The organism is Marinobacter sp. C2H3 (assembly GCF_037080155.1).
In the GTDB taxonomy this organism is placed as follows: domain Bacteria; phylum Pseudomonadota; class Gammaproteobacteria; order Pseudomonadales; family Oleiphilaceae; genus Marinobacter.
The window spans coordinates 26,753-49,170 of record NZ_JBBBNZ010000001.1 but is presented as its reverse complement, the minus strand read 5'-3'; the positions used below and the strand labels follow the sequence as shown (position 1 = coordinate 49,170).

Genomic DNA, 22,418 nt, shown 5'->3' with positions numbered 1-22,418 from the left:
CGCACGCGGGGCGGCGGGACGTCCTCTGACAGGTCGTATGAAGTGATCGCAAGGCGGCGTGAGCCGGGAACTGCGGAATCCCTAGAGGCAGGATGCCGGGCACAGTAACAGAGCCCGGCCAGGCTGGCCATAGGTATTTACTGGCAAGCCCGGCCCGTCGGCCGGATTCAGACCAGGCCGACCGTCAGCCCCGCCGCCAGCAGGCTGGCCAGGCACAGGCCACACAGGGACAGCCGCAGGCTCCAGAAGAACGAGGCGTCCATGGCCCGGTAGCCGGTCAGGCGCTCCATGATCAGAGCGTTGGCGGCGAACGGTGTGCCGAACGCGGTGATGCCCCAGCCGGTGACCATACCCAGCCCCAGGCCAATCAGCGCGGCCCCGGGCCAGACCGAGCCCAGGATGCCCCCCACCAGGGTGCCAATGACAATCGGGTTGATGCCGGCCACGCCCGCCAGAAAGTACACCCAGGGCACCGCTGCCGCCAGGGCCGCCCAGCCCCAGGCGGGCAGCGCCAGGTCACCCTCGATGTGCCCGAGCACGACGCCGCTGATCACCGAGCCGATGAACGCCGAGCCGCCGACAATGGCAAGCTCGTTGCTCACCGGCGCCATGTTCGCCAGCGGCGGATTCTGGCGCCGGCTCCAGGCCAGCAACCGGCCGCCGATCACCGCCGCCAGGCAGCTCAAGGTGACCGCGTGGCCATAGTTCAGGCCGTATTGATGGCTGAGCAGGAACACCCCCAGGCAGATCCCGAGGATCAATCCGCCAAACCGCAGCCAGGGCCCGGCGCCGGCAGGGATACCCTGATCGTCTGCCGCCGGCTCCGGCTCCCGCCAGATCAGGCCCGCCAGCAGCATCACCACCGCAAACGGCAGCGCCAGGGACAGCAGCGTCAGGCTGCCGAGGCCCGGCAGCAGGGTGAGCGTCAGCACCACCGAAATCGACAGCGGCGAGAACGTGGGCGTGGTCCCAAAGCCCCGCAGCACCGCCCGGGTGGCGTTGCGGGTGGCGGCGGAATCCCCGTGCCGGTGAATGCGGTCCGCCACCAGGCTGCCCACCACGGCTACGGAGCCAAAATTCAGGGGAATGGAGACCAGCGCGGTGCCAAACGCCAGGCTCAGATAGCGCCCGGTAGGGCGACCGCCAAACAGGCTGGCGGACAGGCGCCGCAGATCGTCGGTGCGGCCCAGCACGTGAGACAGCAGCATCACGGAGAGGATCAGGCCCGCCAGGCGGGTGACATTGCCGGTGGCATCGGACAGCAGGGAGGGATTCCACAGCACGCTGTAGACCAGCCCCGCCATGGCCACCAGAAACACCGCACGGGGCACCCGGCGCAGCTCCCGCCAGCCCAGGATGACCGCAAGCCCCACCGCGAACGCCCCAAGGGTCGCCATGCCGGGCAAGAGGGCAAGCACGGCGGCGGCCAGCGCCAGGTAAGCCAGCAGGGATCGGAAGGTGTGCAAGGCGGCGTCCTTATGGGGGTTTGCGCCATCATAAGGAAGCTACCTAGCCCGGGCCATCCGCCTTTATGCGCATAGCCCGGGAAACGGCGGGCTCAGGAGCCGAACAGGGCCGAGCGCAGGGGCCGGAACAGGCCCCGGGCCGGCGCGTTGCTCTGGTGGATGCGTTTGCCATCGAACTCCAGGTAGCCATCCTCGATCGGCTCGAAGCGCAGGGTTTTCACGTCTTCCAGATAGTTCTGGTTGGATTTCCAGGGGCCGTGGGTGCCCTGGCGCGGCAGGCGGTCGTCCGCCCGGCGGACATAGCCGGAACTCAGGGAGCCGAGGATGGTGTCTTCTCCCAGACTGTTCTCGGTGTCCCGGGCCACCACGGTGTGGTAGCCGCGCTTGTCCATCAGGTTGAACAGCCGGCACAGGTACTCGGCGGTGATGTCCACCTTCAGGGTCCAGGAAATGTTGGTGTAGCCGAAGATCATGCCGGCGTTGGGCACGCCCTCCACCATCACGTTCTTGTAGATGACTTTGTCCCGCATCACGATCGGCTGGCCGTTTACCGTCGGCTGAATGCCGCCGAGCATCTGGATGTCCAGGCCGGTGGCGGGAATGATGATGTCCGCCTCCAGGGTCTCGCCGGAGGCCAGGCGAATGCCCTCGGGGGTAAAGCGGTCGATGCGATCGGTGGCGATGGAGGCCTTGCCCGCCTTCAGGGAGTCGAACAGATCGCCGTCCTTGACCACGCACAGGCGCTGGTCCCAGGGGTTGTAGTCCGGGGTGAAGTGGCGCATGTCCACTTTGCCATCGAGCTGCCGGCGGATGATCGACAGGAACAGCCGGCGCATGGCCTTCGGACTCTTGCGGGAGCGCTGATACAGCAGCCGCGCCACGGAGATGTTGCGGGCCCGGGTGAGCTTGTAGGCCAGCTTTTCCGGCAGCAGCTTCTGCAGGCCCATGGCCACCTTGTCGGTGGACGGCAGCGGCATCAGGTAGGTGGGCGAGCGCTGCAGCATGGTCACATGGCCGGCGGTTTCCGCCAGGGTCGGCACCAGGGTGATGGCGGTGGCGCCACTGCCAATCACCACCACCTTCTTACCGGCGTAATCCAGGTTCTCCGGCCAGTGCTGGGGGTGCACGATCTGCCCCTTGAACTCGCTCTCGCCGGGGAAGTCAGGCTTGTAGCCCTTGTCGTAGTTGTAGTATCCGGTGCAGCCGACCATGAAGCTGGCGGTGAAGGTGTGGGTCTCGCCGGTCTGTTCGTTCTCGGCGGTGATCGTCCACTGCCGATCCTCGCTGGACCAGTTGGCGGTGCGCACCGCGTGGCCAAAGCGGATGTGGCGCTCCACGTCGTACTCCCGGGCGGTTTCCTGCACGTAATTTTTGATGGACGCGCCATCCGCCAGAATCTTGCCGCCGGTCCAGGGCCGGAAGCTGTAGCCAAAGGTGAACATGTCCGAATCGGAGCGAATGCCCGGGTACCGGAACAGGTCCCAGGTGCCGCCGAGGGACTGGCGGCGCTCGAGGATGGCAAAGCGCTTGCCCGGGCATTCCCGGGTCAGGTGGCAGGCCATGCCAATGCCGGACACGCCGGCGCCAATGATCAGGACATCAAAATGTTGCGAACTCATGCTTGTTCCTCCGGAACCGGGCTGTCCATCGTTGTTCTGGACTCTGGGGCCACCTTAGCCCAGCGGCTCGACCGGGGAAATTGGCCAGACCGCACCCGGCAAACGGTTGTTTGAGTCAGTTTGAGCCCGCCTGGCCTCTATGTCACAGTAACTGGCCTGAATGGACCTGCCCCGCCTGACACCAGGCCCCCACAAGACCCGAGAGCGCCCCATGAAAACCATCTTCTCTCCCCTGCACAGCCGCCGCAACGTCCGCACGGAACTGGACGGCGGCCAGCTGATTGCACCTCATGAAAAGCCGTCCCGGGCGGAAACCATCCTGGCGCGGGTGCGGGGCCAGGGAATCGGCGAGGTGCTGGCGCCGGAGACCTTCGGGCTGGACCCGGTGCGCCGGGTGCACACCCCGGATTACGTCGCTTTTCTGGAAACCTGCTGGCGCGACTGGCAGGCCGCCGGCAAGCCCGGGGAGGCGATTCCTGCGGTCTGGGCCGGCCGGGGCATGCGCCACCGGGTGCCACTGGACATCGACGGGCGGCTGGGCTTTTACAGCTTTGCGGCGGAAACCTCCATTTCCGACGGCACCTGGGAGGCTGCCTGCGCCTCGGCGGACGTGGCCCTGACCGCCCAGAAACTCGTCGCCAACGGCGAGCGGGCCGCCTTCGCCCTGTGCCGCCCACCTGGCCACCACGCCCACGCCGACCTGTTCGGCGGCTACTGCTTTTTCAACAACGCCGCCATCGTCGCCCAGGCCTTCCGGGACCAGGGCTACGGCCGGGTGGCCATACTGGACGTGGATTTCCACCACGGCAACGGCACCCAGGCCATCTTCTATGACCGCTCGGACGTGCTGACCCTCAGCCTGCACGGCGACCCGGACCTGGTGTTCCCCCACTTCCTGGGCTTTGAGGACGAAACCGGCGAAGGCGACGGGGAAGGCTTCAACCTCAACCTGGTGTATCCGCCCGGTACGCCCTGGGCCGTCTGGAGCCAGGGCCTGGAAACCGCCTGCGAGCGCATTGCCGGGTTTGCGCCGGACGCGCTGGTGGTGGCCCTGGGCGTGGACACCTTCGAGGAAGACCCGATTTCCTTCTTCAAGCTCACCTCGGCGGACTACCTGCAACTGGGCGAGCGGCTGGCCCGGCTGGGGCTGCCAACGGTGTTCACCATGGAAGGGGGATACGACGTGGACGCCATTGGCGTCAACGTCGTGAACGTGCTGGAGGGATTCGACCGGGCCGTCTGAGCGGCCAGACGGGACACTAGGGCGCGGGCGTCAGCCGGCGCCGGAACACCTGCTGGAGCTTCCGGATCAGTTCCTCCGGGGCGCTCAGCTGCGGGTAATGGCCGGACGCGTCCAGGGACGTGCATTCCACGTCCGGCAGGCGCCGGGCCAGGTAGTTGATCGCCGACACGGGCACCACCGCATCGGACAGGCTATAGAAGATATCCACAGGCACCGTCACGCGGGACAATTCGTGACGGACGTCGCTCAGGAACACGGTGCGGGCGAACGCCCGAAGCAGGTCCGGATCGGTGGACAGAAAACTGCGGGTCAGCCGCTCGGTCAGTTCCGGGCGGTCAGCGTTTTCCATCACCAGCGGCGCCAGGGTATCGGCCCAGTGCTGGGTATCCACTTCCATCTGCTCCAGCATGGCCTCCACATCGGCCGTCTCCATACCGCCGACGTAGCCCTGGCCGTCGTTGGTGTATCGGGGCGACGGGTTTACCGCGACCACGTGTCGGAACCGGTCAGGCAGCAGAATGGACGCCAGTAGCCCGATGGTGCCGCTGACGGAATGGCCCACCAGCACCACCGGCTGATCGGTGACCGCGTCGATGACGTCGAGCAGATCGAGGGCGTAACCCTTCAGGGAACCGTGCCGCTCCGGCCGGTACGCTCGCCGATCGGACAGGCCACAACCGACGTGGTCAAAGGTGACGACCCGGTAGTCGGCCTCAAAAGCGGGCGTGACATCCGACCACACCAATTGATCGCACCCGAATCCGTGGGCGAATACCACCACTTGGCCACCGGACCCCCGCGAAGTGATCCGGTGCCGCTTGAATACGTCTGCCATCATCCGTTCCGATAGGCCTGCATCACGCCACAGTCTGGCTCAATGGCGGCCATTTCTCCAATCCGGGCCGGCACCCCGGCCCGAAACCCGCCCTGCATCGACAACCGGGCAGATCGTTACTCCACGGAGTTCCGGATCAGGTAATCAAAGGCGCTGAGCGCGGCCTTGGAGCCTTCTCCCATGGAAATCACGATCTGCTTGTACGGCACCGTGGTGGCATCGCCGGCGGCAAACACCCCGGGGATGGAGGTCTCGTTGCGGTCGTTGACGATGACCTCACCGTACTGGCTCAGCTCGATGTCGCCCTTGAGCCACTCAGTGTTGGGCACCAGGCCGATCTGCACGAACACGCCTTCCAGGGCTACGTGGTGGCTCTCACCGGAGTTCCGGTCGGTGTAGGCCAGGCCGCTGACCTTGCCGTTCTCACCGACAATCTCGGTGGTCTGGGCGGCGGTGATTACCTCCACGTTCTTCAGGCTGTGCAGCTTCTTCTGCAGCACGTCATCGGCCTTCAGCTCGGCGGCGAATTCCAGCACGGTCACGTGGCCGACAATGCCCGCCAGGTCGATGGCCGCCTCCACGCCGGAGTTACCGCCGCCGATCACCGCCACACGCTTGCCCTTGAACAGCGGGCCGTCGCAGTGCGGGCAGTAGGCCACGCCCTTGTTGCGGTACTCGTCCTCGCCGGGCACGCCCAGCTGGCGCCAGCGGGCACCGGTGGACAGCACCACGGAGCGCGCCTTCAGGGACGCGCCGTTGGCCAGGCGCACCTCGTGCAGGCCACCCTTTTGCGCCGCCGGAATCAGTTTTTCCGCCCGCTGCAGGTTCATGATGTCCACGTCGTATTCCTTGACGTGCTGCTCCATGGCCGCCACCAGCTTCGGGCCCTCGGTGTAGGGCACGGAAATCAGGTTCTCGATGCCCATGGTGTCCGCCACCTGGCCACCAAAACGCTCGGCGGCAATGCCGGTGGCAATGCCTTTGCGGGCCGCGTAAATGGCGGCGGCGGAGCCGGCCGGGCCACCGCCGATGACCAGCACCTCGAACGGGTCTTTCTGGTTCAGCTTCTCGGCTTCTTTCTCATCAGAGCGGGTATCCAGGCGGGCCACGATTTCCTCAAGGGTCATCCGGCCCTGGCCCCAGGGCTCGCCGTTCAGGTACACGCTCGGCACCGCCATCACTTCCCGCTGTTCCACTTCGTCCTGGAACAGGGCGCCATCGATGGCGGTGTGGCGGATCCTCGGGTTCAGAACGCTCATCAGGTTCAGCGCCTGCACCACGTCCGGGCAGTTCTGGCAGGACAGGGAGAAGTAGGTTTCAAACTCGAAGTCCCCATCCAGGTTCTGGATCTGCTCGATCACGTCCTGGGACGCCTTGGACGGATGGCCGCCCACCTGCAGCAGCGCCAGCACCAGGGAGCTGAACTCGTGGCCCATGGGGATACCGGCAAAGCGAACGCCGATGTCAGTCCCCACCCGGGCGATGGCGAAGGACGGCCGGCGCACGTCGTCGGACGTCTCGGTGCGTACGCTGATCTTATCGGACATCGGCTCGATCTCGTCGAGCAGCGCCTTCAGCTCCTGGGATTTGGCGCTGTCGTCGTAGGCGGCCACCAGCTCGATAGGCTGCTTCAGCTTCTCCATGTAGGCTTTGAGCTGTTGCTTGATGTTGGCGTCCAGCATGTGGGCAATCTCCTGTCGGAACGGGTAAGGGTGTCGGGGCGCGAGGCAACGTCAGCGTCGCCGGGCGTCCACCGGAATTCGTTGGATGACGCGAACGATACGGCTTGTCAGTTTAACGCTCAAATTAATTGCCCTAAAACGATTGATAGGTATGCCCTATAAAACCGCCCGTCCCGGTGGATATCTCCCACCCCATAGTGGACCAAATGCGCATACCCAGGGGGCAGCCATCACCGTATGATGGTGCGTTATCCCAGTATCACCGGACGAACGGAACCCCGTCAGGCATGTTTCTAGACCGTTTCCACACCCTCCAGGACGGCAACGTCCAGGTTTCCGCGCTCCAGGCGAGCCAGTTTGCCAAAGAGATCGCGGGCGATTTCAACCCCATCCACGATCCGGATGCCCGGCGCTTCTGCGTGCCCGGCGATCTCCTGTTTGCCCTGGTGCTCGACCGGTTTGGCCTGTCCCGGCGCATGACCTTCGAGTTTCGAAGCCTGGTGGGCGCCGACGTGCCCCTGAACTTTACCGAGCGCAGCGACGGGCACCTGACCGTGGACAACGGCGCCGACAAGGTCTATTTGGACGTGACCCGGGACGGCGACGTGGTGAACGACCCGACGGCCATTGAAGCCTTTGTCCGTTGCTACGTGGCCGCCTCCGGCAAGAACTTCCCCCACACCCTGAAGCCGCTGATGGAATCCGAGGGCGTGATGTTCAACCCGGACCGCCCGATGATCATGTACGAGAGCATGAGCCTGGCACTGGACGACCCGGATGCCGGTGCCGGCGACGCCGGCGCGGTTCTGGACGCTCCGGAGCTGGTCATGGACAGCGCCCGGCTGGACGCCAACGGCAAGCGCGGCAACGTCACCCTGGACTACCATCTGCACAATCATGGCGCCCCCGTCGGCTCGGTCACCAAACGCCTGGTCGTCTCCGGCCTGCGGCCCTACTGCGCCGAGGCCATGGCGGCGGTGGTCGAGGAGTTCTACCGTCTCAAGGCCCGCGGCACCCGGTACGGCGCGCCCGACGCCAACGGCTGATCCCGGTCATCCTGTTCTGGCCCGCGCCGGCTACACTGAAAGTACCGTCTGAGTAACAGACCCTTTCAGCCGGATCGGCCAAGGAAGACAGGATGCGTCCACGCCCGGAGAGCCCCGCCCTGCCCGCCGCCTACCGGCTGCCGGCCGATGACGTGGTCGCCGCGCTGGCCACCGATGCCCGGCTGGGCCTGACCGAGTCCGAGGCCCTGGCCCGCCTGGAGCGGGACGGGCCCAACCGGTTGGCGAGCACCGAGCCGCCGCCCCTTCTGCGCGGGCTGATCGCCCAGTGCACCGACCCGATGATCCTGATCCTGCTGCTCGCCGCGGTCATATCCGCGTTCGCCTGGTGGCTGGAGCCAGACCTGCCCTGGCCCTACGAAGCCCTGGCCATTCTCGGCATTGTGGTGATCAACGCCGCCATGGGCATTGTCCAGCAGGCCCGGGCGGAGCGCGCCATTGCCGCCCTGCGCCAGATGGCCGCGGCCCGCGCCCGGGTCACCCGGGAGGGGGTTGTCCGGGAGCTGGACGCGGCTTCGGTGGTGGTGGGGGACCTGCTGGTGCTGGAGGAGGGCGACACCGTGGCCGCCGATGGCCGGCTGCTGAGCTCCGTGGCGCTGCAGACCGCCGAGGCCTCGCTGACCGGGGAAAGCCTGCCGGAAGCCAAGGAGCCGGAAACGATCGCCGGTGATGCCGCCCTGGGCGATCGGCAGAACATGGTCTTTGGCGGCACCAGCGTCACCTACGGCCGGGGCCTGGCGGTGGTGACCGCCACCGGCATGGCCACCGAAATGGGCCGGATTGCCGGCCTGCTGGCCGACGCGCCGCCGGACACCACCCCACTGCAAACCGATCTGGCCCGGCTCGGGCGTACCCTCGGCCTCGGAGTCTCCGGGCTGGCACTGGTGCTGGTGGCGACGCTGCTGGCGCTGTCGGACGGGCGCGGCCTGAGCGCGGCGCTGGACGCGCTGGTGCTGGGGGTAGCCCTGGCGGTGGCGGCGGTGCCCGAGGGGCTGCCGGCGGTGGTCACCACCGTGCTCGCCCTGGGCGTGCAGCGTATGGCCCGGCGCAAGGCCATCGTGCGCCACCTGGCCGCCGTCGAAACCCTCGGGTGCGCCAACGTGATTGCCTCCGACAAAACCGGCACCCTCACCCTCAACGAGATGACCGTGCGCACGGTGGTTACCGCCAGCGGCCGGGTGGATCTCCGGGACGACGGCACCGCCTCCGGCACCCTGGCGGACCTGCTCCGGCTCGAACTGGAACAGGCCCTGACGGTGGGTGACCGGGCCAACAACGCCACCGCCACCCGTGACAACGACGGCTGGCAGATCGTCGGTGACCCCACCGAAGCAGCGCTGATCATCGCCGCCCGTGCCGCCGGCCTGACCGACGCCCGAAACGATGGCAGCGCAGACCGGGTGGGCGAAGTGCCGTTTTCCTCCGACCGCAAGCTGATGTCGACCGTCCACCGCCGGGCGGACGACAGCAATTTTGTGGATGTGTTCACCAAGGGTGCACCGGATGTGCTGCTCGGTCGCTGCACCCGGGAGCGCATTGGCCACGGAACCCGGCCGCTGACCCCGGGGCGGCGGGCCGAGCTGCTGGCCCTCAACGATGCGCTGGCGGCGGAAGCCTTGCGCTCCCTCGGCGTGGCATCACGCGCGCTACCGGCCAGCGTCCTGGAGGCCAACGGCGCCGGTGACCACCTGGAATCGGAACTGGTGTTTATCGGGCTGATCGGACTGATGGACCCGCCACGGCCGGAGGCCCGGGACGCCGTTGCCCAGGCCCGGGCGGCCGGCATCCGGCCCTTGATGATCACCGGTGATCATCCGGTCACCGCGGCGGTGATCGGCCAGCAGCTGGGCATCGGCGACGGCCACAGCGCCGTCACCGGCGCCGAACTGGACCGGATGCCGGACGCCACCCTGCGCGCCCGGCTGGCCGACGTCTCGGTGTTTGCCCGGGTGAATCCGGAGCACAAGCTGCGCATCGTTCGGGCCCTGCAGGCCAACGGCGACATCGTGGCCATGACCGGTGACGGCGTGAATGACGCTCCAGCCCTTCGGGCCGCCGACATCGGCATTGCCATGGGCAAAAAGGGCACGGACGTGGCCAGGGAGGCCGCGGACATGGTGCTGGCGGACGATCATTTCGCCACCATCGTGGCCGCCGTGGAGGAAGGACGCGTCCTGTTCAACAACATCCGCACGTTTCTGCGTTACCTGCTGGCGACCAACACCGGCGAGGTGCTGACCATGTTCGGCGGCCTTCTGCTGGCCGGCCCCCTCGGGCTGGCGGCGAACGGCGACGGCATGGCCCTGCCCTTACTGGCCACCCAGATCCTGTGGATCAACCTGGTCACCGACGGCGCACCGGCCCTGGCCCTGGGCCTGGACCCCGGCATCGGCATCGGCGACGCCCTCACCCGGCCGCCCCGTTCGCGCCGTGAGGGCGTCATGACCGGGGTGCTCTGGCTGGAAGTGCTCTGGCTGGGCGCGGTTACCGCCGTCGGCAGTCTCTGGGTGCTGGACGCCAGCCTGCCCGGCGGCTGGGTCACCGGAGACTGGTTTTCCGGCGCCGCCGGCCAGGACCCACAGGCCTACACCCGCACCCTGGTGTTCACCACGCTGGTGTGCTTTTCCCTGTGCACGGTGTTTGTGGCCCGGGCCGGCCACCACAGCCTCACCAGGGGGCTGGGCCGCAACCGGTGGCTGTGGGGGGCGGTGGCACTGTCCCTTGGCCTGCAACTGGCGGTCGTTTACGTGCCGCCGCTCCAGCGGGCGTTCTCCACGGTGCCACTGGCGCCGTCGGATTGGCTGGTGTGTGCCGGGGTGGCCAGCTCTGTGCTCTGGCTCCGGGAGGGTGGTTGGTGGCTGCACCGCGGGCTGAGGTGGCGGCAACTCCGGAGCCCGGCGACTGGTCCCGGGGCGGCGGGCGGCGTATAACGGATGTTCACCCCTACCCAGAGACCACCCATCAGGAGAGACAAACGATGGCCATCCAGATCGGCGACCGACTGCCGGACATTGAACTGCGCACCATGGGCGAGAAAGGCCCGGAGCCGGTGCGCACCGGGGACCTGTTCAAGGGCGTGCGGGCGGTGCTGTTCGCCGTCCCCGGCGCCTTCACCCCCACCTGCTCCGCCGCCCACGTGCCGGGGTTCGTGGTCAAGGCGGACGAACTCCGCGCCAAAGGCGTGGACCGCATCGTGTGTACCTCGGTGAACGACGCCTTCGTGATGGACGCCTGGGGCAAGGCCCAGAACGCGGAAGAACTGGTGATGCTGGCGGACGGGCTGGGGGACTTCGCCCGGGCCGTAGGCCTGACCCAGGACCGCACCGCCGCCCAGATGGGGCTTCGCAGCCAGCGCTACGCCATGATTGTGAACGACGGCGTGGTGGAGCACCTGGCCATTGACCCCCAGGGCCTGGACCAGAGCAGCGCCGAGGCCATCCTGGCCCGGCTCTGAGCCACGGTGGCCAACAAACCCCACCTTCCAGACGCAACAAACCCCGGTCACGCCGGGGTTTGCTGAAAGATCGTGCGGGGGCAGGCCTGCTGCCCGCCCCCTGGATCGCGCGTCAGCGGGATCAGATCTTGCCGACCAGGTCCAGGGACGGAGCCAGGGTCTCTTCACCTTCTTTCCACTTGGCCGGGCAGACTTCGCCCGGGTGCTTGCGCACGTACTGGGCGGCCTTGACCTTGTCCATCAGGTAGTCAGCGTTACGGCCAACGCCTTCGGCGCTGATCTCAACGGACTGGATGATGCCGTCCGGATCGATCAGGAAGGTGGCGCGGTCCGCCAGGCCCTGGCCTTCACGCATCACACCGAAGTTGTTGGTGATGGTGCCGGTCTGGTCGCCCACCATGTAGTACTGGATCTTGCCGATGGTCTCAGAGGTGTCGTGCCACGCCTTGTGGGTGAAGTGGGTGTCGGTGGACACAGAGAACACTTCCACGCCCAGCTTCTGCAACTCTTCGTACTTGTCGGCCACGTCGCCCAGCTCGGTCGGGCACACGAAGGTGAAGTCGGCCGGGTAGAAGAAGAACACGGCCCACTTGCCTTTCACGTCCGCTTCGGTGATGTCGACAAACTCGCCGTTTTTGAAGGCGGTCGCTTTGAACGGTTTGATTTCGCTGTTGATGATGCCCATTCGATAACTCCTGTGGATGAGTTCAAGGGTTGCTGAAAAGTCGGAGCATACCTTAAGCGGTCTGCCACCTTCGTTAAAATTGATAATTCACAAAGAAGGGATAGGTACTGTCTATCTCCTATCCGCTTCATGAATCCGCTACGTTCAAGATGGGGCCTTATCCGGCAACTTCAATCTTCTTGAAATCCAGACGGTTTTCCCGGGGCGACCCGTTGATGGCCGTGACCTCGGCCCGGCGCTGCCAGAGGATGTAGCCGAAGCAGGCGAAATACAGGCCAATCACCAACGCGCCCACCCACTGGATGCGCAGGAAATCCAGGCGGAACAGCAGGGTCAGGCCGATCATGGCCACCAGGTTGAACACGAAATAGTTCACCCGGCCCAGGCGCTGAGGCGTCAGGTTCAGGTTGTCCGTGTACAGGCGGATCAGCGAATCCAGCGAGTTCACCACCATCAGCACCCCCACGGTGATCATCGCCAGGTTGGTGAAGGTCGCCACATGCAGGCCCTGGGCGTAGTACTGGTACAGCACGGTAAACCACACGCCGATGGCGATGGACGGTACCACCAGCATGGCCACCAGCAGCTGCCAGGTGCGGATGCCACTGACAAACCGGGCGGTGAACTGGCCAATCATGATGCTCCAGGAGAACCACCAGAACAGGTAGAAGGCGTGGTAGTCGTTCATCGGCAGCAGGAACTGGTCCAGGTTCGTGAAATAGGCCCCCAGCAGGCCGGCCGTGCCGAAAAAGTCGTCCGGGGCGCCCTTGCTCAGCACGAAGGCCCGCAGCCACATGCCGGCAATCAGCGCGATGAACAGCACGCTGGAACCCAGGCTCAGCACCCGCACGTATTTCAGCCGGGAGCTGGAGTACACCGCCAGGGCAATGGCCACGAATACGATGCCGTAGAACAGCGGCACCACGGATTCACCGTCGCCCACCTGGGGCAGATACCAGGGCAGGTTCACCAGCAGCAGGTAGGCGGTGAAGGCGCAGGTGCCGATGATCACCACGTTGTTGACCAGCTTCACCCAGGGCAGCTCGAAGAACTTCACCCGGGGCTCGATGATGCAGAAGTAAAAGCAGGTGAGGAAATAAAAGCCCCAGATCAGGAACGCCCAGAAGCCGAACTCAATGGCCAGCGGGTTGGCAAAGCCGTACTCCGGGTTGGCGGACAGGTTGGCGTAGCTGCCGAACTCGGTGAGCGGAAACATGATCAGCCCCACGTCCAGCCCAGAGGTAAACAGAATGGCGATGAAGGTCAGGGTGCGCACCGGCGTGGTGCCGATGCACCGCATATCCCACCAGCGATAGAGAACGAAAAGAATGGCGGCAAAGGTAAACAGCATGCCCGCCGATAGCCAAAGGTTCATGCGCTGTACTCCTGTTCGTTATGGGCCGCTTCCAGCGCGGCCTGTTTTTCGGACTGGACGCGGGCGGCGCGCCGGGGCTGGCCCGGGCGCTGGCGGTTCTGCCACTGGTCATCCATGAGCACCGGCACGTCCAGCGGTTGCAGGGGCTCGCGGCCCCGAATGAGATCAGCCGCCCGTTCCGCCACCATGATGGTGGGCGCGTTCAGGTTGCCGTTGGGGATGGTCGGGAAGATGGACGAGTCCACCACCCGAAGGTTACGCAGGCCATGCACCCGGGTGTCCGGGCCGACCACGGCCAGCGGGTCGGTGCCCATCTTGCAGGAGCAGGACGGGTGGTAGGCGCTCTCCACGGCCTGGCGCACGAAGGCGTCGATCTGCTCGTCGGTCTGCACGCCCGCGCCGGGCTGGATTTCCTCGCCCCGGAAGCGGTCCATGGCCGGCTGGTGGATGATCTCCCGGGTGAGCCGTACGCAGTCCCGAAAACCTTCCCGGTCCGCTTCATGCTGCAGGTAGTTGAAGCGGATGCGCGGCGGCTGGGTCGGATCGGCGGATTGCACCCGCACGAATCCCCGGCTCTTCGGCTTGTTGTGGCCGATGTGCAGCTGGAAGCCGTCGCCGTCAAAGGCCTCGCGGCCGTCGTAGCGCATGGCCGCCGGCAGGAAGTGGTACTGCAGGTCCGGCCATTCGACCCCCGCCTTGGAGCGGATAAAGCCGCAGGATTCAAAGTGGTTGGTGGCCCCCAGGCCATCCTTGCGCAGCAGCCAGCGCACACCGATTTTCAGCTTGTTCCACCAGTCCAGCTTGCCGTTCAGGGACACCGGCTGGGTGCAGCGGAACTGGAAGTAGAACTCCAGGTGATCCTGGAGGTTCTCGCCCACCCCCGGCAGCTCGTGCTTTACCTCAATACCCGCCGGCTCCAGCACATCCCGGCGGCCAATGCCGGAGAGCTGCAGCAGGTGGGGTGAGCCGATGGAGCCGGCGGACAGGATCACCTCGCCGTCCGCGAACGCCTCCTGCACCCGGCCACCCTGGGCGTAGCGCACGCCGGTGGCGGTCTTGCCGTCGGCGCCGCCGAGCAACACCCTGTGCACCAGGGCGTGGGTGACCACGGTCAGGTTCGGGCGGTCCATGGCCGGGCGCAGGTAGGCGTTGGCGGTGGACCAGCGGCGGCCGTTTTTCACCGTCATGTGCATGGCGCCGAAGCCTTCCTGCTGGGCGCCGTTGTAGTCGTCGGTTTCCAGATAGCCCGCGTCCACGCCGGCTTCAATGAAGGCGCGGTACAGCGGGTTCTGCATGTTGTTGCCGTTGTTGACCCCGAGCGGGCCATCGCCGCCCCGGTAGGGATCGCCGCCGAACACCCAGGTCTCCGCCTTCTTGAAATAGGGCAGCACGTTGTCGTAATGCCAGCCGGTGGCGCCCTCGGCGGCCCACTCGTCAAAGTCCCGGGCGTGGCCGCGCACGTACACCATGCCGTTGATGGAGGACGAGCCCCCCAACACCTTGCCCCGGGGGCAGTGCATGCGGCGGTTGTCCAGATACGGCTCCGGCTCGGTCTCGAACTGCCAGGCGTATTTTTTGGTGTTCATGGGAATGGACAGGGCGGTGGGCATCTGGATGAAAATGCTCTTGTCGCTGCCGCCCGTCTCCAGCAGCAATACCCGCTTGTCGCCGTCCTCGGTGAGGCGGTTGGCCAGCACACAACCGGCCGAGCCCGCGCCCACAATGATGTAGTCGTAGTGGTTTTCTTTCATACACATCCTCTTTTCACTCAGCAGCCGCCAGAAAGGTTCTGATGCGCTGAAATGCAAGGCGCACGGAGCGCAGAAAGCGAGGCTTACCTTTAGGTAGGTGAGCTTTCGAGTACCGCGCAACGCGGCAGTTCAGTGCAGCAGGGCCTTTGTGGTGGCTGCTCAAAACGGGGCGTCAATGTCCTGCATACCCACGTACACCGACTTGATCTGGGTGTAGTGCGCCAGGGTCTCGCGCCCGTTTTCCCGGCCAATGCCGGAGAGTTTGTAGCCGCCCACCGGCATTTCCGCCGGCGAGGCGCCGTAACTGTTGATCCAGCAGATGCCCGCCTGGATCTGGTGAATCACCCGGTGCGCCCGGCGGAGGTCGTTGGTGAACACGCCGGCGGCCAGGCCGGTGTCGGTGTTGTTGGCCCGGGCGATCACCTCGTCCTCATCGGCGAAGGTGAGCACGGACATCACCGGCCCGAAGATCTCCTCCTTCACGATGGTCATGTCGTCGGTGCAGTCGGTGAAAATGGTGGGTTCCACAAAGTAGCCGCCTTTTGAATCGTCCGGCTCGAACGCCCGGCCGCCGTGGCTGAGGGTGGCGCCTTCGGCCAGGCCCTTGGCGATGTAGCTGAGCACCAGGTCCTGGTGCTTCTTCGAGATCAGCGCGCCGAAGTTGGTGGCCGGGTTCATCGGGTCACCGGCCTGGATGTTCTTGCGGGTGCGCTCCAGCAGGCGTTCGATAAAGCGTGGGTACAGGTCCTCGTGCACGAACACCCGGGTGCCGTTGGTGCAGATCTCGCCCTGGGTGTAGAAGTTGCCCACCATGGCCGCAGAGATAGCATTCTCCAGATCGGCATCGTCAAAGATGATCAGCGGGGACTTGCCGCCCAGCTCCATGGTCACGTCTTTCAGGGACGTCGCGGCCGCGGCCATCACCTTCTTCCCGGTGGCCACCTCGCCGGTGAACGAGACCTTGGCGATGTCCGGGTGGTGAGTCAGCCACTGGCCCACCTCGGCGGCGCCCTGCACCACGTTGAACACGCCCGCCGGCACGCCCGCTTCGATGAAAATTTCCGCCAGCTTCACCGCGCCCATCGGGGTTTCCTCGGAGGGCTTGAAGATCATGGCATTGCCGCAGGCCAGGGCCGGCGCGGATTTCCAGCAGGCGATCTGGATCGGGTAGTTCCAGGCGCCGATGCCGGCGCAGATGCCCAGCGGCTCCCGCCGGGTGTAGTAAAAGTCCCCGCCCAGGTCCTGCTGGTTGCCCTCGATGGACGGCGCCAAGCCGGCGAAGAACTCGATGGCGTCGGCGCCGGTGACCACGTCCACCGCTTCCGCTTCCTGCCAGGGTTTGCCGGTGTCGCGCACTTCCACCGCCGCCAGTTCGTCGTTGCGCTCCCGGAGCAGCGCCACGGCTTTCAGCAGAATCCGGCTGCGCTCGATGGCGGTCATCGCGGACCACTCGGCAAAGCCGGCGCGGGCGCTTTCAATGGCCGCCTGCTGCACGGATTCATCCGCGATTTCCACGTGGTAGATCACCTCGCCAGTGGCGGGATTCACCACGGGGAAGGTTTCACCGTTGCCGTTGGCCAGGAAGCGGCCGTGCACGAAGTTCTGAACAATAGGCAAAGCGTTGGACATAACGGGGGATCACCTCGGTCAAATGGGTTCTGGCCTTGTGGGCCGGTAACGATGGGGCTGGCGCCGGGCTCAGGCCCGGGCGGCGGCGAGCGTCTCGTGGACAAACCGTTTGCACAGGCGCTCGCCGGCTTCAAAGCTCTCGGCGGGGTCCACGCTCAGGGCACTGCGGAGCCAGAAGCCGTCGATCATGGCGGCGGTCTGCCGGGCCGCCTCTGTGGCTTCCTCTGGCGGCAGCGCCTGGGCAAAGGCGTAACGCAGATTGCTGTACAGCCGGGCGTTGTTGATCTGCTGCAGCCGTTTGAGTCCGGGCTCGTGCATGGAGCGGGCCCAGAAACTGAGCCAGGTTTTGGCGGCCAGCGCCGAGCGCTGGAACTCGGAGAAGTTCGCCTCGATGATGCAGTCCAGACGCTGGCGCGGGGTCCGGTCGGTGCGCGCCAGCCGCTCCCGCAGCTCCCGCCCGAGCTGGTCCAGCAGGTATCGCAGGGCGGCTTCAATCAGCCCCTGCTTGCCGCCGAAATAGTGGGCGATGATGCCGGAGGACAGCCCGGCCCGTTTGCTGATGCTCACAATGGTGGTGTTCTGCATCCCCAGCTCGGCGATAGACGCCATGGTGGCGTCGATCAGCTGCTGGCGACGGGTGTCTTTCATTCCCACTTTCGGCATGACAATCTCGGCGTCGTTTTATTGATTGAACGTTCAATAAAAATAAAGGCTACCGAAAGCGCGGCGGGATTTCAAATTCGCGGGGCGTTCTGCCGCCTCCTGTTTGTGCTACTTTGAAGCCAATCGGGGCTCGGTGCCCCAGGGGGACGGCCTGTCCAGAACCGTCCTCCGCCAGGGATGGCGGAGGCCGAGCGTACAGGGGCGTATTTACAGCGTGTTCTGGACAGGCCGTCCCCCTGGGGCGCTCCCCCCAAGCTCGATCGCACCGATCTTTCAGGAGTTCAGACCAACTCAATGGCCTACTTCAGCAAGCATTACCACGCCCCCGGCACGGCGCCGGGCACCCTGGTGTCGGCGGCGCCCGCCACCCAGCCGGTGTCCATTCACCTGATCGACTACACCGAAGACACCGTGGAAGAGGAACGCCTGGCCACCCCGGAGGAATGCCAGGCCTACCTGGAGCGGGACACCAAAACCTGGATCCAGGTGAACGGCGCCGTGGACGTGAACACCCTGCGCACCCTGGGGGACATGTTCGACCTGCACGACCTGGCCCTGGAAGACGTGCTCAACAGCGGCCAGCGGCCGAAGATGGAACTGTACGACGACCAGCTGTTCCTGATCGCCGCCATGCCGATGATGACCGACGGCCGGTTGGAAGTGGTTCAGGTCAGCCTGTTTGTGGGCACCAACTACCTGATTTGCCTGTGCCCGCTGGACGAGGACCCGTTCGAGCCGGTGCGCAAGCGTATGCGCCAGCCCAACAACCGGCGCTTCGCCACCCGGGGCATCGACTACCTGCTGTACGCTCTGATGGACCTGATCACGGATTCCGCCTTCCCGGTGCTGGAAAGCTTCGGCGACACCCTCGAGACCATGGAAATTGAGCTGCTGGAGAAACCCCGCCAGCAGACCCTCTCGGACCTGCACCACCTGAAACGGGAGCTGCTGTTCCTGCGGCGGGTGCTGTGGCCGCAGCGGGAAGTGATGACCAGCCTGATGCGCCTGGAGGACTCGCTGATCCACCCGGACACACTGATCTATTTCCGGGACTGCCACGACCACAGCGTGCAGATCATCGAACTGCTGGAAAGCTTCCGGGACATGGCCACCGGCATGCTGGACATCTATCTCTCCAGCATCAGCCAGAAAACCAACGAGACCATGCGGGTGCTGACCATCATCGCCACGGTGTTTATCCCGCTGACCTTCGTGGTGGGGGTGTACGGCATGAACTTCGAGAACCCGGACAGCCCCTGGGCCATGCCAGAGCTGCACTGGCGCTACGGCTACCCGATGGTGTGGGGGCTGATGATCGCCATGACCGGCGGGCTGGTGTGGTTCTTCAAGCGTCGTGGCTGGTGGTAGTGGGTGACGACGGTGGCGTCCACACCGGCACATCCTCCTGCCTGGGTTCGCCCCAATCCTTGTCCATGGCGCCGCTCAGGGCTTCCTCAAGCTTCATGAACAACTCGCTGTAGCGGGGGCTGAAGCCATCGCGCATGTCCTTCCAGGCTTCAAACAGTTCGTCCTCATGGGCCCGCTCGTTGTCCAGGAACGCCCAGGTCATCTGCCGGGCACGCATGGGGTGAACCCCCATGGCGGTGAGGGCGTGGCCACCCAGTTCCAGCGCTGAATGGTAGGTCTCGCTGATGACGTCATCGGCGCCGGCCTGGCGCAGCCGGTAGCCGTGGCCCCGGTCGAAGGCCCGGGCCAGCACCCAGACGCCCGGGTGGAACTGCTTGACGTGCTCCACCATCGCCACCGCCCGGTCCCGGTCGTCGATGGCCACCACCAGCAGGCGGGCCTCGGCGATGCCGGCGGTTTCCAGCAGGTCCGGCCGGCTGGCGTCGCCGAAGTAGCTCTTCAGGCCGATCTGCCGGACGTTCTCGATCTGCTCGATTTCATGGTCCAGCACCACGGCGGGAATGTTGTTGGCCCGCAGCAGGCGGCAGACAATCTGGCCGAACCGGCCGACACCGGCCACGATCACCGGCGCCTGCTCCTCAATGGCGTCCGCCTCCCGCTCGGCGGCGTTGGTGGAGCGCCGGTACCAGGGCAGCACGATGCGGTCGTAGGCGATGAACAGCAGCGGCGTCAGGAACATCGACAGCGCCACCACCAGGGACAGCAGCTGGGACAGGTCCGAATCCAGCACGCGATTCTGCACGCTGTAGTTGAGCAGCACAAAGCCGAACTCACCGGCCTGGGCCAGGCCCAGGGTGAACAGCCAGCCGTTGCTGCCCCGCACCCCGAAGATCAGCGCCAGAGCCCAGAGAATCAGCGCCTTGACCACAATCACCGCCAGCACCAGGGCCAGCACGGCGCCCCAGCTGGAGACCAGAACCCCCATATCGATACCGGCGCCGACGGTGATGAAAAACAGGCCCAGCAGCAGCCCCTTGAACGGCTGGATGTTGGCTTCCAGCTCATGGCGGAACTCGCTGTTGGCCAGCACCACGCCGGCCAGGAAAGCACCGAGGGCCGGGGACAGGTTGATCAGGCTCATCAGCGCGGAAATGCCGATCACCAGCATCAGCGCGGTGGCGGTGAACACTTCCCGCAGACCCGCCTGGATCACGTAGCGAAACAGGGGCCGGCCCAGGTAGTAACCGCCGGCAATCACGCCGCCCACCGCCAGCACCACCACCAGCCCGTGACCCCAGGCGGGCAACCCGGCCACCAGGCTCAGCCCGCCGTCATGGCTGGCCTCGGGATTGCCACCGCCGCCCACCGCCAGCAGCGGGATCAGCGCCAGCATGGGAATGACGGCGATGTCCTGGAACAGCAACACCGAGAAGGCGCTGCGGCCGCCCTCGGTCTTGCCCAGGCCTTTCTCGTTCAGGGTCTGCAGCACGATAGCGGTGGACGACAGCGCCAGGATAAAACCGACGGTCAGCGCGGTTTGCCAAGCCAGCCCGAGCCCCAGGCCGATGCCCAGGCCCGCCAGTGACGACAGCAACACCTGCAGGCCACCCAGGCCCAGCAGGCGCACCCGCATGGCCCAGAGGGCCTTCGGGTCCAGCTCCATGCCCACCAGGAACAGCATCATCACCACGCCAAACTCGGCAAAATGCTGGATGGTAGAGGCTTCCTGGCCGACAAACCCGGCCACCGGGCCGATGACCACACCCGCCACCAGATAGCCCAGCACCGAGCCAAGCCCCAGCCGCTGGGCCAGCGGCACCGCCACCACGGCGGCGAGCAGGTAAATGAACGCCTGGACAAAGTATTCTGTCATGAGGGCAAGGATCCACTGGGCAACAAGGGAGGCGGGGCCACGTCGGAGAGACGGGCAATGAGGGTGTGACTATAACCGCACAAAGTACGGCAGGGCCATCAGCACAACGCCGGCCGCCACCAGCGCATAAACGTTGGCGATCAGGTAGGGCACCCCCATGAGACCGAGGCCGGCGAGGAAGGGAATCACCGCTTTCTGGCGGGTACCGTACAGGGAGAACGCAAAGCCAATGGCGCCAAACACCACACCCCACACCAACTGCGCTTCACTCACTGTGCTGCCTCCCGTTGCGTTACTGGTGGGCCACGGCGGTGGCCGCGACGTCACGTTTCATCTGGTACATATCCGCGTCTGCCGCCCGCAACAACGCCTCCGCCGTATCGCCGTCGTCCGGGTAGAGCGCCAGGCCAATCGCGCTGTCGATGCGGACCGGCTCGCCCGCGAGGGTCAGGGGCGCACTCAGCGCTGCGCGGATTTTCTCCAGGGTAGCCCGGGCGGCCGCCTCATCGCTGACATCGTTGAGCAGCACGGTGAATTCATCGCCGCCCATGCGAGCCACGGTGTCCGCTTCTCGGGTGGTTCGCTCCAGCCGGCGGGCCACCTCGCACAGTAGCTGGTCACCCCGATCATGGCCCCGGGTGTCGTTGACCTGTTTGAACCCGTTCAGGTCCAGGTACAGCAGGGCCAGCCGAACGTTCTGCCGGCGGGCCTGGCGCAGCGCGGTTTCCAGGCGGTCCCGGAACAGCGAGCGGTTGGTCAGGCCGGTGAGCGGGTCATGGTGGGCCATGTGCCTCAGCTCATCCTCGGCGTGCTTGCGCTCCACGGCGGTGGCCAACTGGGTGGCCACGAACTGGAGCAGATCCCGGTCTTCCGTGGAATACCGCTCGCCAAGGGCCCGGCTCTCCATCACGACGGCCCCGAGAACCCGGCCCCTGGCTTCCAGGGGTACCCCCAGCCAGTTGTGCACGGGCTCGTCCAATTCGTCCGGCGCCAGGCCCAGCCCTGGCCGCTCCGGGTCTGCCACCGAGAGCACTGGCTGCCCGGTGCGGATCACCGCCGCCAGGGCGGTGCCGTCCTGCAGCGGCCCGGCCACCCAACTGTCTCCACGGCGTACCGAGAGATACGGGTAGGAGATCTGCCCGTTGTCGGCGTCGTAGAAGGCCAGGTAGAGCGCGTCCGAGGAAAACAGGCCGCCAATCACCCGGTGGATTTCCTGGCACAGGGCACGCAGCGATTCCGCCGCGTGGGCGGACTGGGATATCTGGTACAGCGCGTCGCGAATCTGGTCCGCGCGGCGCAGGGAGGTGACGTCACGGGCGACCGCCAGCCGGACTTGCGCTTCCGGCAGCCAGCGGGCCGACCAGAGCACGTTGACCACCCGGCCGTCCCGATGAAGGTACCGGTTCTCGAAGTTCATGTGCGGTTGCCCGCTCATCACGCCCCGGACCACCGCCTGCGTGCGCTCCAGGTCGTCCGGGTGCAAATAACCCAGCACCGGCTGACCGATCATCTCCGCCGCCGTGTAGCCAAACATGGCCTCGCAGGCTTCACTGACAAAGACAATACAGCCGTTGCGGTCGACCACGAACACGGGATCGAGCAACTGGTGAATCAGCCCGGGAAACAGGCTGTTGAGATCCACTGTGTCGTGTTTCAACGGGGTATTCCGATTCCTACCGATCGACAGGCATTGCCACTTGTCCTCAGCATA

Annotated in this window: 17 protein-coding genes; 5 read left to right on the top strand and 12 right to left on the bottom strand. The window is 65.8% G+C overall.

Features of this window, described 5'->3' with window-relative positions; all coding sequences use genetic code 11:
- Nucleotides 1–167: 167 nt before the first annotated feature.
- Nucleotides 168–1,466, bottom strand: a complete 1,299-nt coding sequence (locus tag V3388_RS00205; RefSeq protein WP_336365503.1) for a hypothetical protein — start codon at nucleotides 1,464–1,466, stop codon at nucleotides 168–170.
- A 92-nt stretch (nucleotides 1,467–1,558) separates the two neighbouring features.
- Nucleotides 1,559–3,085, bottom strand: a complete 1,527-nt coding sequence (locus V3388_RS00200; protein ID WP_336365502.1) for a flavin-containing monooxygenase — start codon at nucleotides 3,083–3,085, stop codon at nucleotides 1,559–1,561.
- A 211-nt stretch (nucleotides 3,086–3,296) separates the two neighbouring features.
- Here V3388_RS00200 and V3388_RS00195 point away from each other — a divergent pair, with 211 nt between their 5' ends.
- Nucleotides 3,297–4,328, top strand: a complete 1,032-nt coding sequence (locus V3388_RS00195; protein WP_336365501.1) for a histone deacetylase family protein — start codon at nucleotides 3,297–3,299, stop codon at nucleotides 4,326–4,328.
- Between the two features lie 16 nt (nucleotides 4,329–4,344).
- Here the strand turns inward: V3388_RS00195 and V3388_RS00190 are convergent, their stop codons facing one another.
- Nucleotides 4,345–5,163: an alpha/beta fold hydrolase gene (locus tag V3388_RS00190; RefSeq protein WP_336365500.1), complete on the bottom strand. Its 819-nt coding sequence runs from the start codon at nucleotides 5,161–5,163 to the stop codon at nucleotides 4,345–4,347.
- 116 nt (nucleotides 5,164–5,279) lie between these two features.
- Nucleotides 5,280–6,845, bottom strand: a complete 1,566-nt coding sequence (ahpF, locus tag V3388_RS00185; RefSeq protein WP_336365499.1) for an alkyl hydroperoxide reductase subunit F — start codon at nucleotides 6,843–6,845, stop codon at nucleotides 5,280–5,282.
- A gap of 287 nt (nucleotides 6,846–7,132) precedes the next feature.
- Here ahpF and V3388_RS00180 point away from each other — a divergent pair, with 287 nt between their 5' ends.
- From V3388_RS00180 to V3388_RS00170, 3 genes are all read left to right on the top strand, one after another.
- A complete protein-coding gene (locus V3388_RS00180; RefSeq protein ID WP_336365498.1) occupies nucleotides 7,133–7,891 on the top strand; it encodes a DUF3581 family protein in 759 nt (252 codons plus the stop codon).
- Nucleotides 7,892–7,983: 92 nt separating this feature from the next.
- Nucleotides 7,984–10,839, top strand: a complete 2,856-nt coding sequence (locus V3388_RS00175; protein WP_336365497.1) for a cation-translocating P-type ATPase — start codon at nucleotides 7,984–7,986, stop codon at nucleotides 10,837–10,839.
- Nucleotides 10,840–10,886: 47 nt separating this feature from the next.
- The gene (locus V3388_RS00170) at nucleotides 10,887–11,363 is read left to right on the top strand and encodes a peroxiredoxin (RefSeq protein ID WP_336365496.1); all 477 of its coding nucleotides are present in this window, start codon (nucleotides 10,887–10,889) and stop codon (nucleotides 11,361–11,363) included.
- 121 nt (nucleotides 11,364–11,484) lie between these two features.
- On the opposite strand, the gene ahpC is transcribed toward V3388_RS00170, so the two are convergent.
- The 5 genes from ahpC to betI form a co-directional block, all read right to left on the bottom strand.
- A complete protein-coding gene (gene ahpC / locus V3388_RS00165; RefSeq protein ID WP_336365495.1) occupies nucleotides 11,485–12,048 on the bottom strand; it encodes an alkyl hydroperoxide reductase subunit C in 564 nt (187 codons plus the stop codon).
- Nucleotides 12,049–12,205: 157 nt separating this feature from the next.
- Nucleotides 12,206–13,423 (bottom strand): BCCT family transporter, encoded by a 1,218-nt coding sequence (locus tag V3388_RS00160; protein ID WP_336365494.1) that lies wholly within the window; start codon nucleotides 13,421–13,423, stop codon nucleotides 12,206–12,208.
- On the bottom strand, nucleotides 13,420–15,174 hold the full coding sequence (gene betA / locus V3388_RS00155; RefSeq protein WP_336365493.1) for a choline dehydrogenase: 1,755 nt from the start codon (nucleotides 15,172–15,174) through the stop codon (nucleotides 13,420–13,422). The genes V3388_RS00160 and betA overlap by 4 nt, the downstream gene beginning before the upstream one ends.
- 159 nt (nucleotides 15,175–15,333) lie before the next feature.
- Complete coding sequence (gene betB / locus V3388_RS00150) at nucleotides 15,334–16,803, bottom strand: betaine-aldehyde dehydrogenase (RefSeq protein ID WP_336365492.1); 1,470 nt, start codon at nucleotides 16,801–16,803, stop codon at nucleotides 15,334–15,336.
- 69 nt (nucleotides 16,804–16,872) lie between these two features.
- Nucleotides 16,873–17,466, bottom strand: coding sequence for a transcriptional regulator BetI (gene betI / locus V3388_RS00145; protein ID WP_336365491.1), 594 nt, complete (start codon nucleotides 17,464–17,466; stop codon nucleotides 16,873–16,875).
- Between the two features lie 294 nt (nucleotides 17,467–17,760).
- On the opposite strand from betI, the gene corA reads away from it, so the two are divergent.
- Nucleotides 17,761–18,834: a magnesium/cobalt transporter CorA gene (gene corA / locus V3388_RS00140; protein WP_336365490.1), complete on the top strand. Its 1,074-nt coding sequence runs from the start codon at nucleotides 17,761–17,763 to the stop codon at nucleotides 18,832–18,834.
- Here corA and V3388_RS00135 read toward each other — a convergent pair.
- The 3 genes from V3388_RS00135 to V3388_RS00125 all read right to left on the bottom strand — a co-directional run bounded on the left by V3388_RS00135 (nucleotide 18,812) and on the right by V3388_RS00125 (nucleotide 22,364).
- Nucleotides 18,812–20,707, bottom strand: a complete 1,896-nt coding sequence (locus V3388_RS00135; protein ID WP_336365489.1) for a monovalent cation:proton antiporter-2 (CPA2) family protein — start codon at nucleotides 20,705–20,707, stop codon at nucleotides 18,812–18,814. The genes corA and V3388_RS00135 overlap by 23 nt on opposite strands.
- 69 nt (nucleotides 20,708–20,776) lie before the next feature.
- Nucleotides 20,777–20,980, bottom strand: a complete 204-nt coding sequence (locus V3388_RS00130; RefSeq protein WP_336365488.1) for a hypothetical protein — start codon at nucleotides 20,978–20,980, stop codon at nucleotides 20,777–20,779.
- Nucleotides 20,981–20,999: 19 nt separating this feature from the next.
- Nucleotides 21,000–22,364, bottom strand: coding sequence for a diguanylate cyclase domain-containing protein (locus V3388_RS00125; RefSeq protein WP_336365487.1), 1,365 nt, complete (start codon nucleotides 22,362–22,364; stop codon nucleotides 21,000–21,002).
- Nucleotides 22,365–22,418 lie beyond the last annotated feature (54 nt).

Coding starts and splice junctions, on each gene's coding strand:
- betI (WP_336365491.1), bottom strand. CDS start 17,466: ATGCCGAAAGTGGGAATGAAAGACACCCGTCGCCAGCAGCTGATCGAC.
- V3388_RS00135 (WP_336365489.1), bottom strand. CDS start 20,707: ATGACAGAATACTTTGTCCAGGCGTTCATTTACCTGCTCGCCGCCGTG.
- ahpF (WP_336365499.1), bottom strand. CDS start 6,845: ATGCTGGACGCCAACATCAAGCAACAGCTCAAAGCCTACATGGAGAAG.
- V3388_RS00190 (WP_336365500.1), bottom strand. CDS start 5,163: ATGGCAGACGTATTCAAGCGGCACCGGATCACTTCGCGGGGGTCCGGT.
- V3388_RS00160 (WP_336365494.1), bottom strand. CDS start 13,423: ATGAACCTTTGGCTATCGGCGGGCATGCTGTTTACCTTTGCCGCCATT.
- V3388_RS00170 (WP_336365496.1), top strand. CDS start 10,887: ATGGCCATCCAGATCGGCGACCGACTGCCGGACATTGAACTGCGCACC.
- ahpC (WP_336365495.1), bottom strand. CDS start 12,048: ATGGGCATCATCAACAGCGAAATCAAACCGTTCAAAGCGACCGCCTTC.
- corA (WP_336365490.1), top strand. CDS start 17,761: ATGGCCTACTTCAGCAAGCATTACCACGCCCCCGGCACGGCGCCGGGC.
- betB (WP_336365492.1), bottom strand. CDS start 16,803: ATGTCCAACGCTTTGCCTATTGTTCAGAACTTCGTGCACGGCCGCTTC.
- V3388_RS00180 (WP_336365498.1), top strand. CDS start 7,133: ATGTTTCTAGACCGTTTCCACACCCTCCAGGACGGCAACGTCCAGGTT.
- V3388_RS00200 (WP_336365502.1), bottom strand. CDS start 3,085: ATGAGTTCGCAACATTTTGATGTCCTGATCATTGGCGCCGGCGTGTCC.
- V3388_RS00175 (WP_336365497.1), top strand. CDS start 7,984: ATGCGTCCACGCCCGGAGAGCCCCGCCCTGCCCGCCGCCTACCGGCTG.
- V3388_RS00195 (WP_336365501.1), top strand. CDS start 3,297: ATGAAAACCATCTTCTCTCCCCTGCACAGCCGCCGCAACGTCCGCACG.
- betA (WP_336365493.1), bottom strand. CDS start 15,174: ATGAAAGAAAACCACTACGACTACATCATTGTGGGCGCGGGCTCGGCC.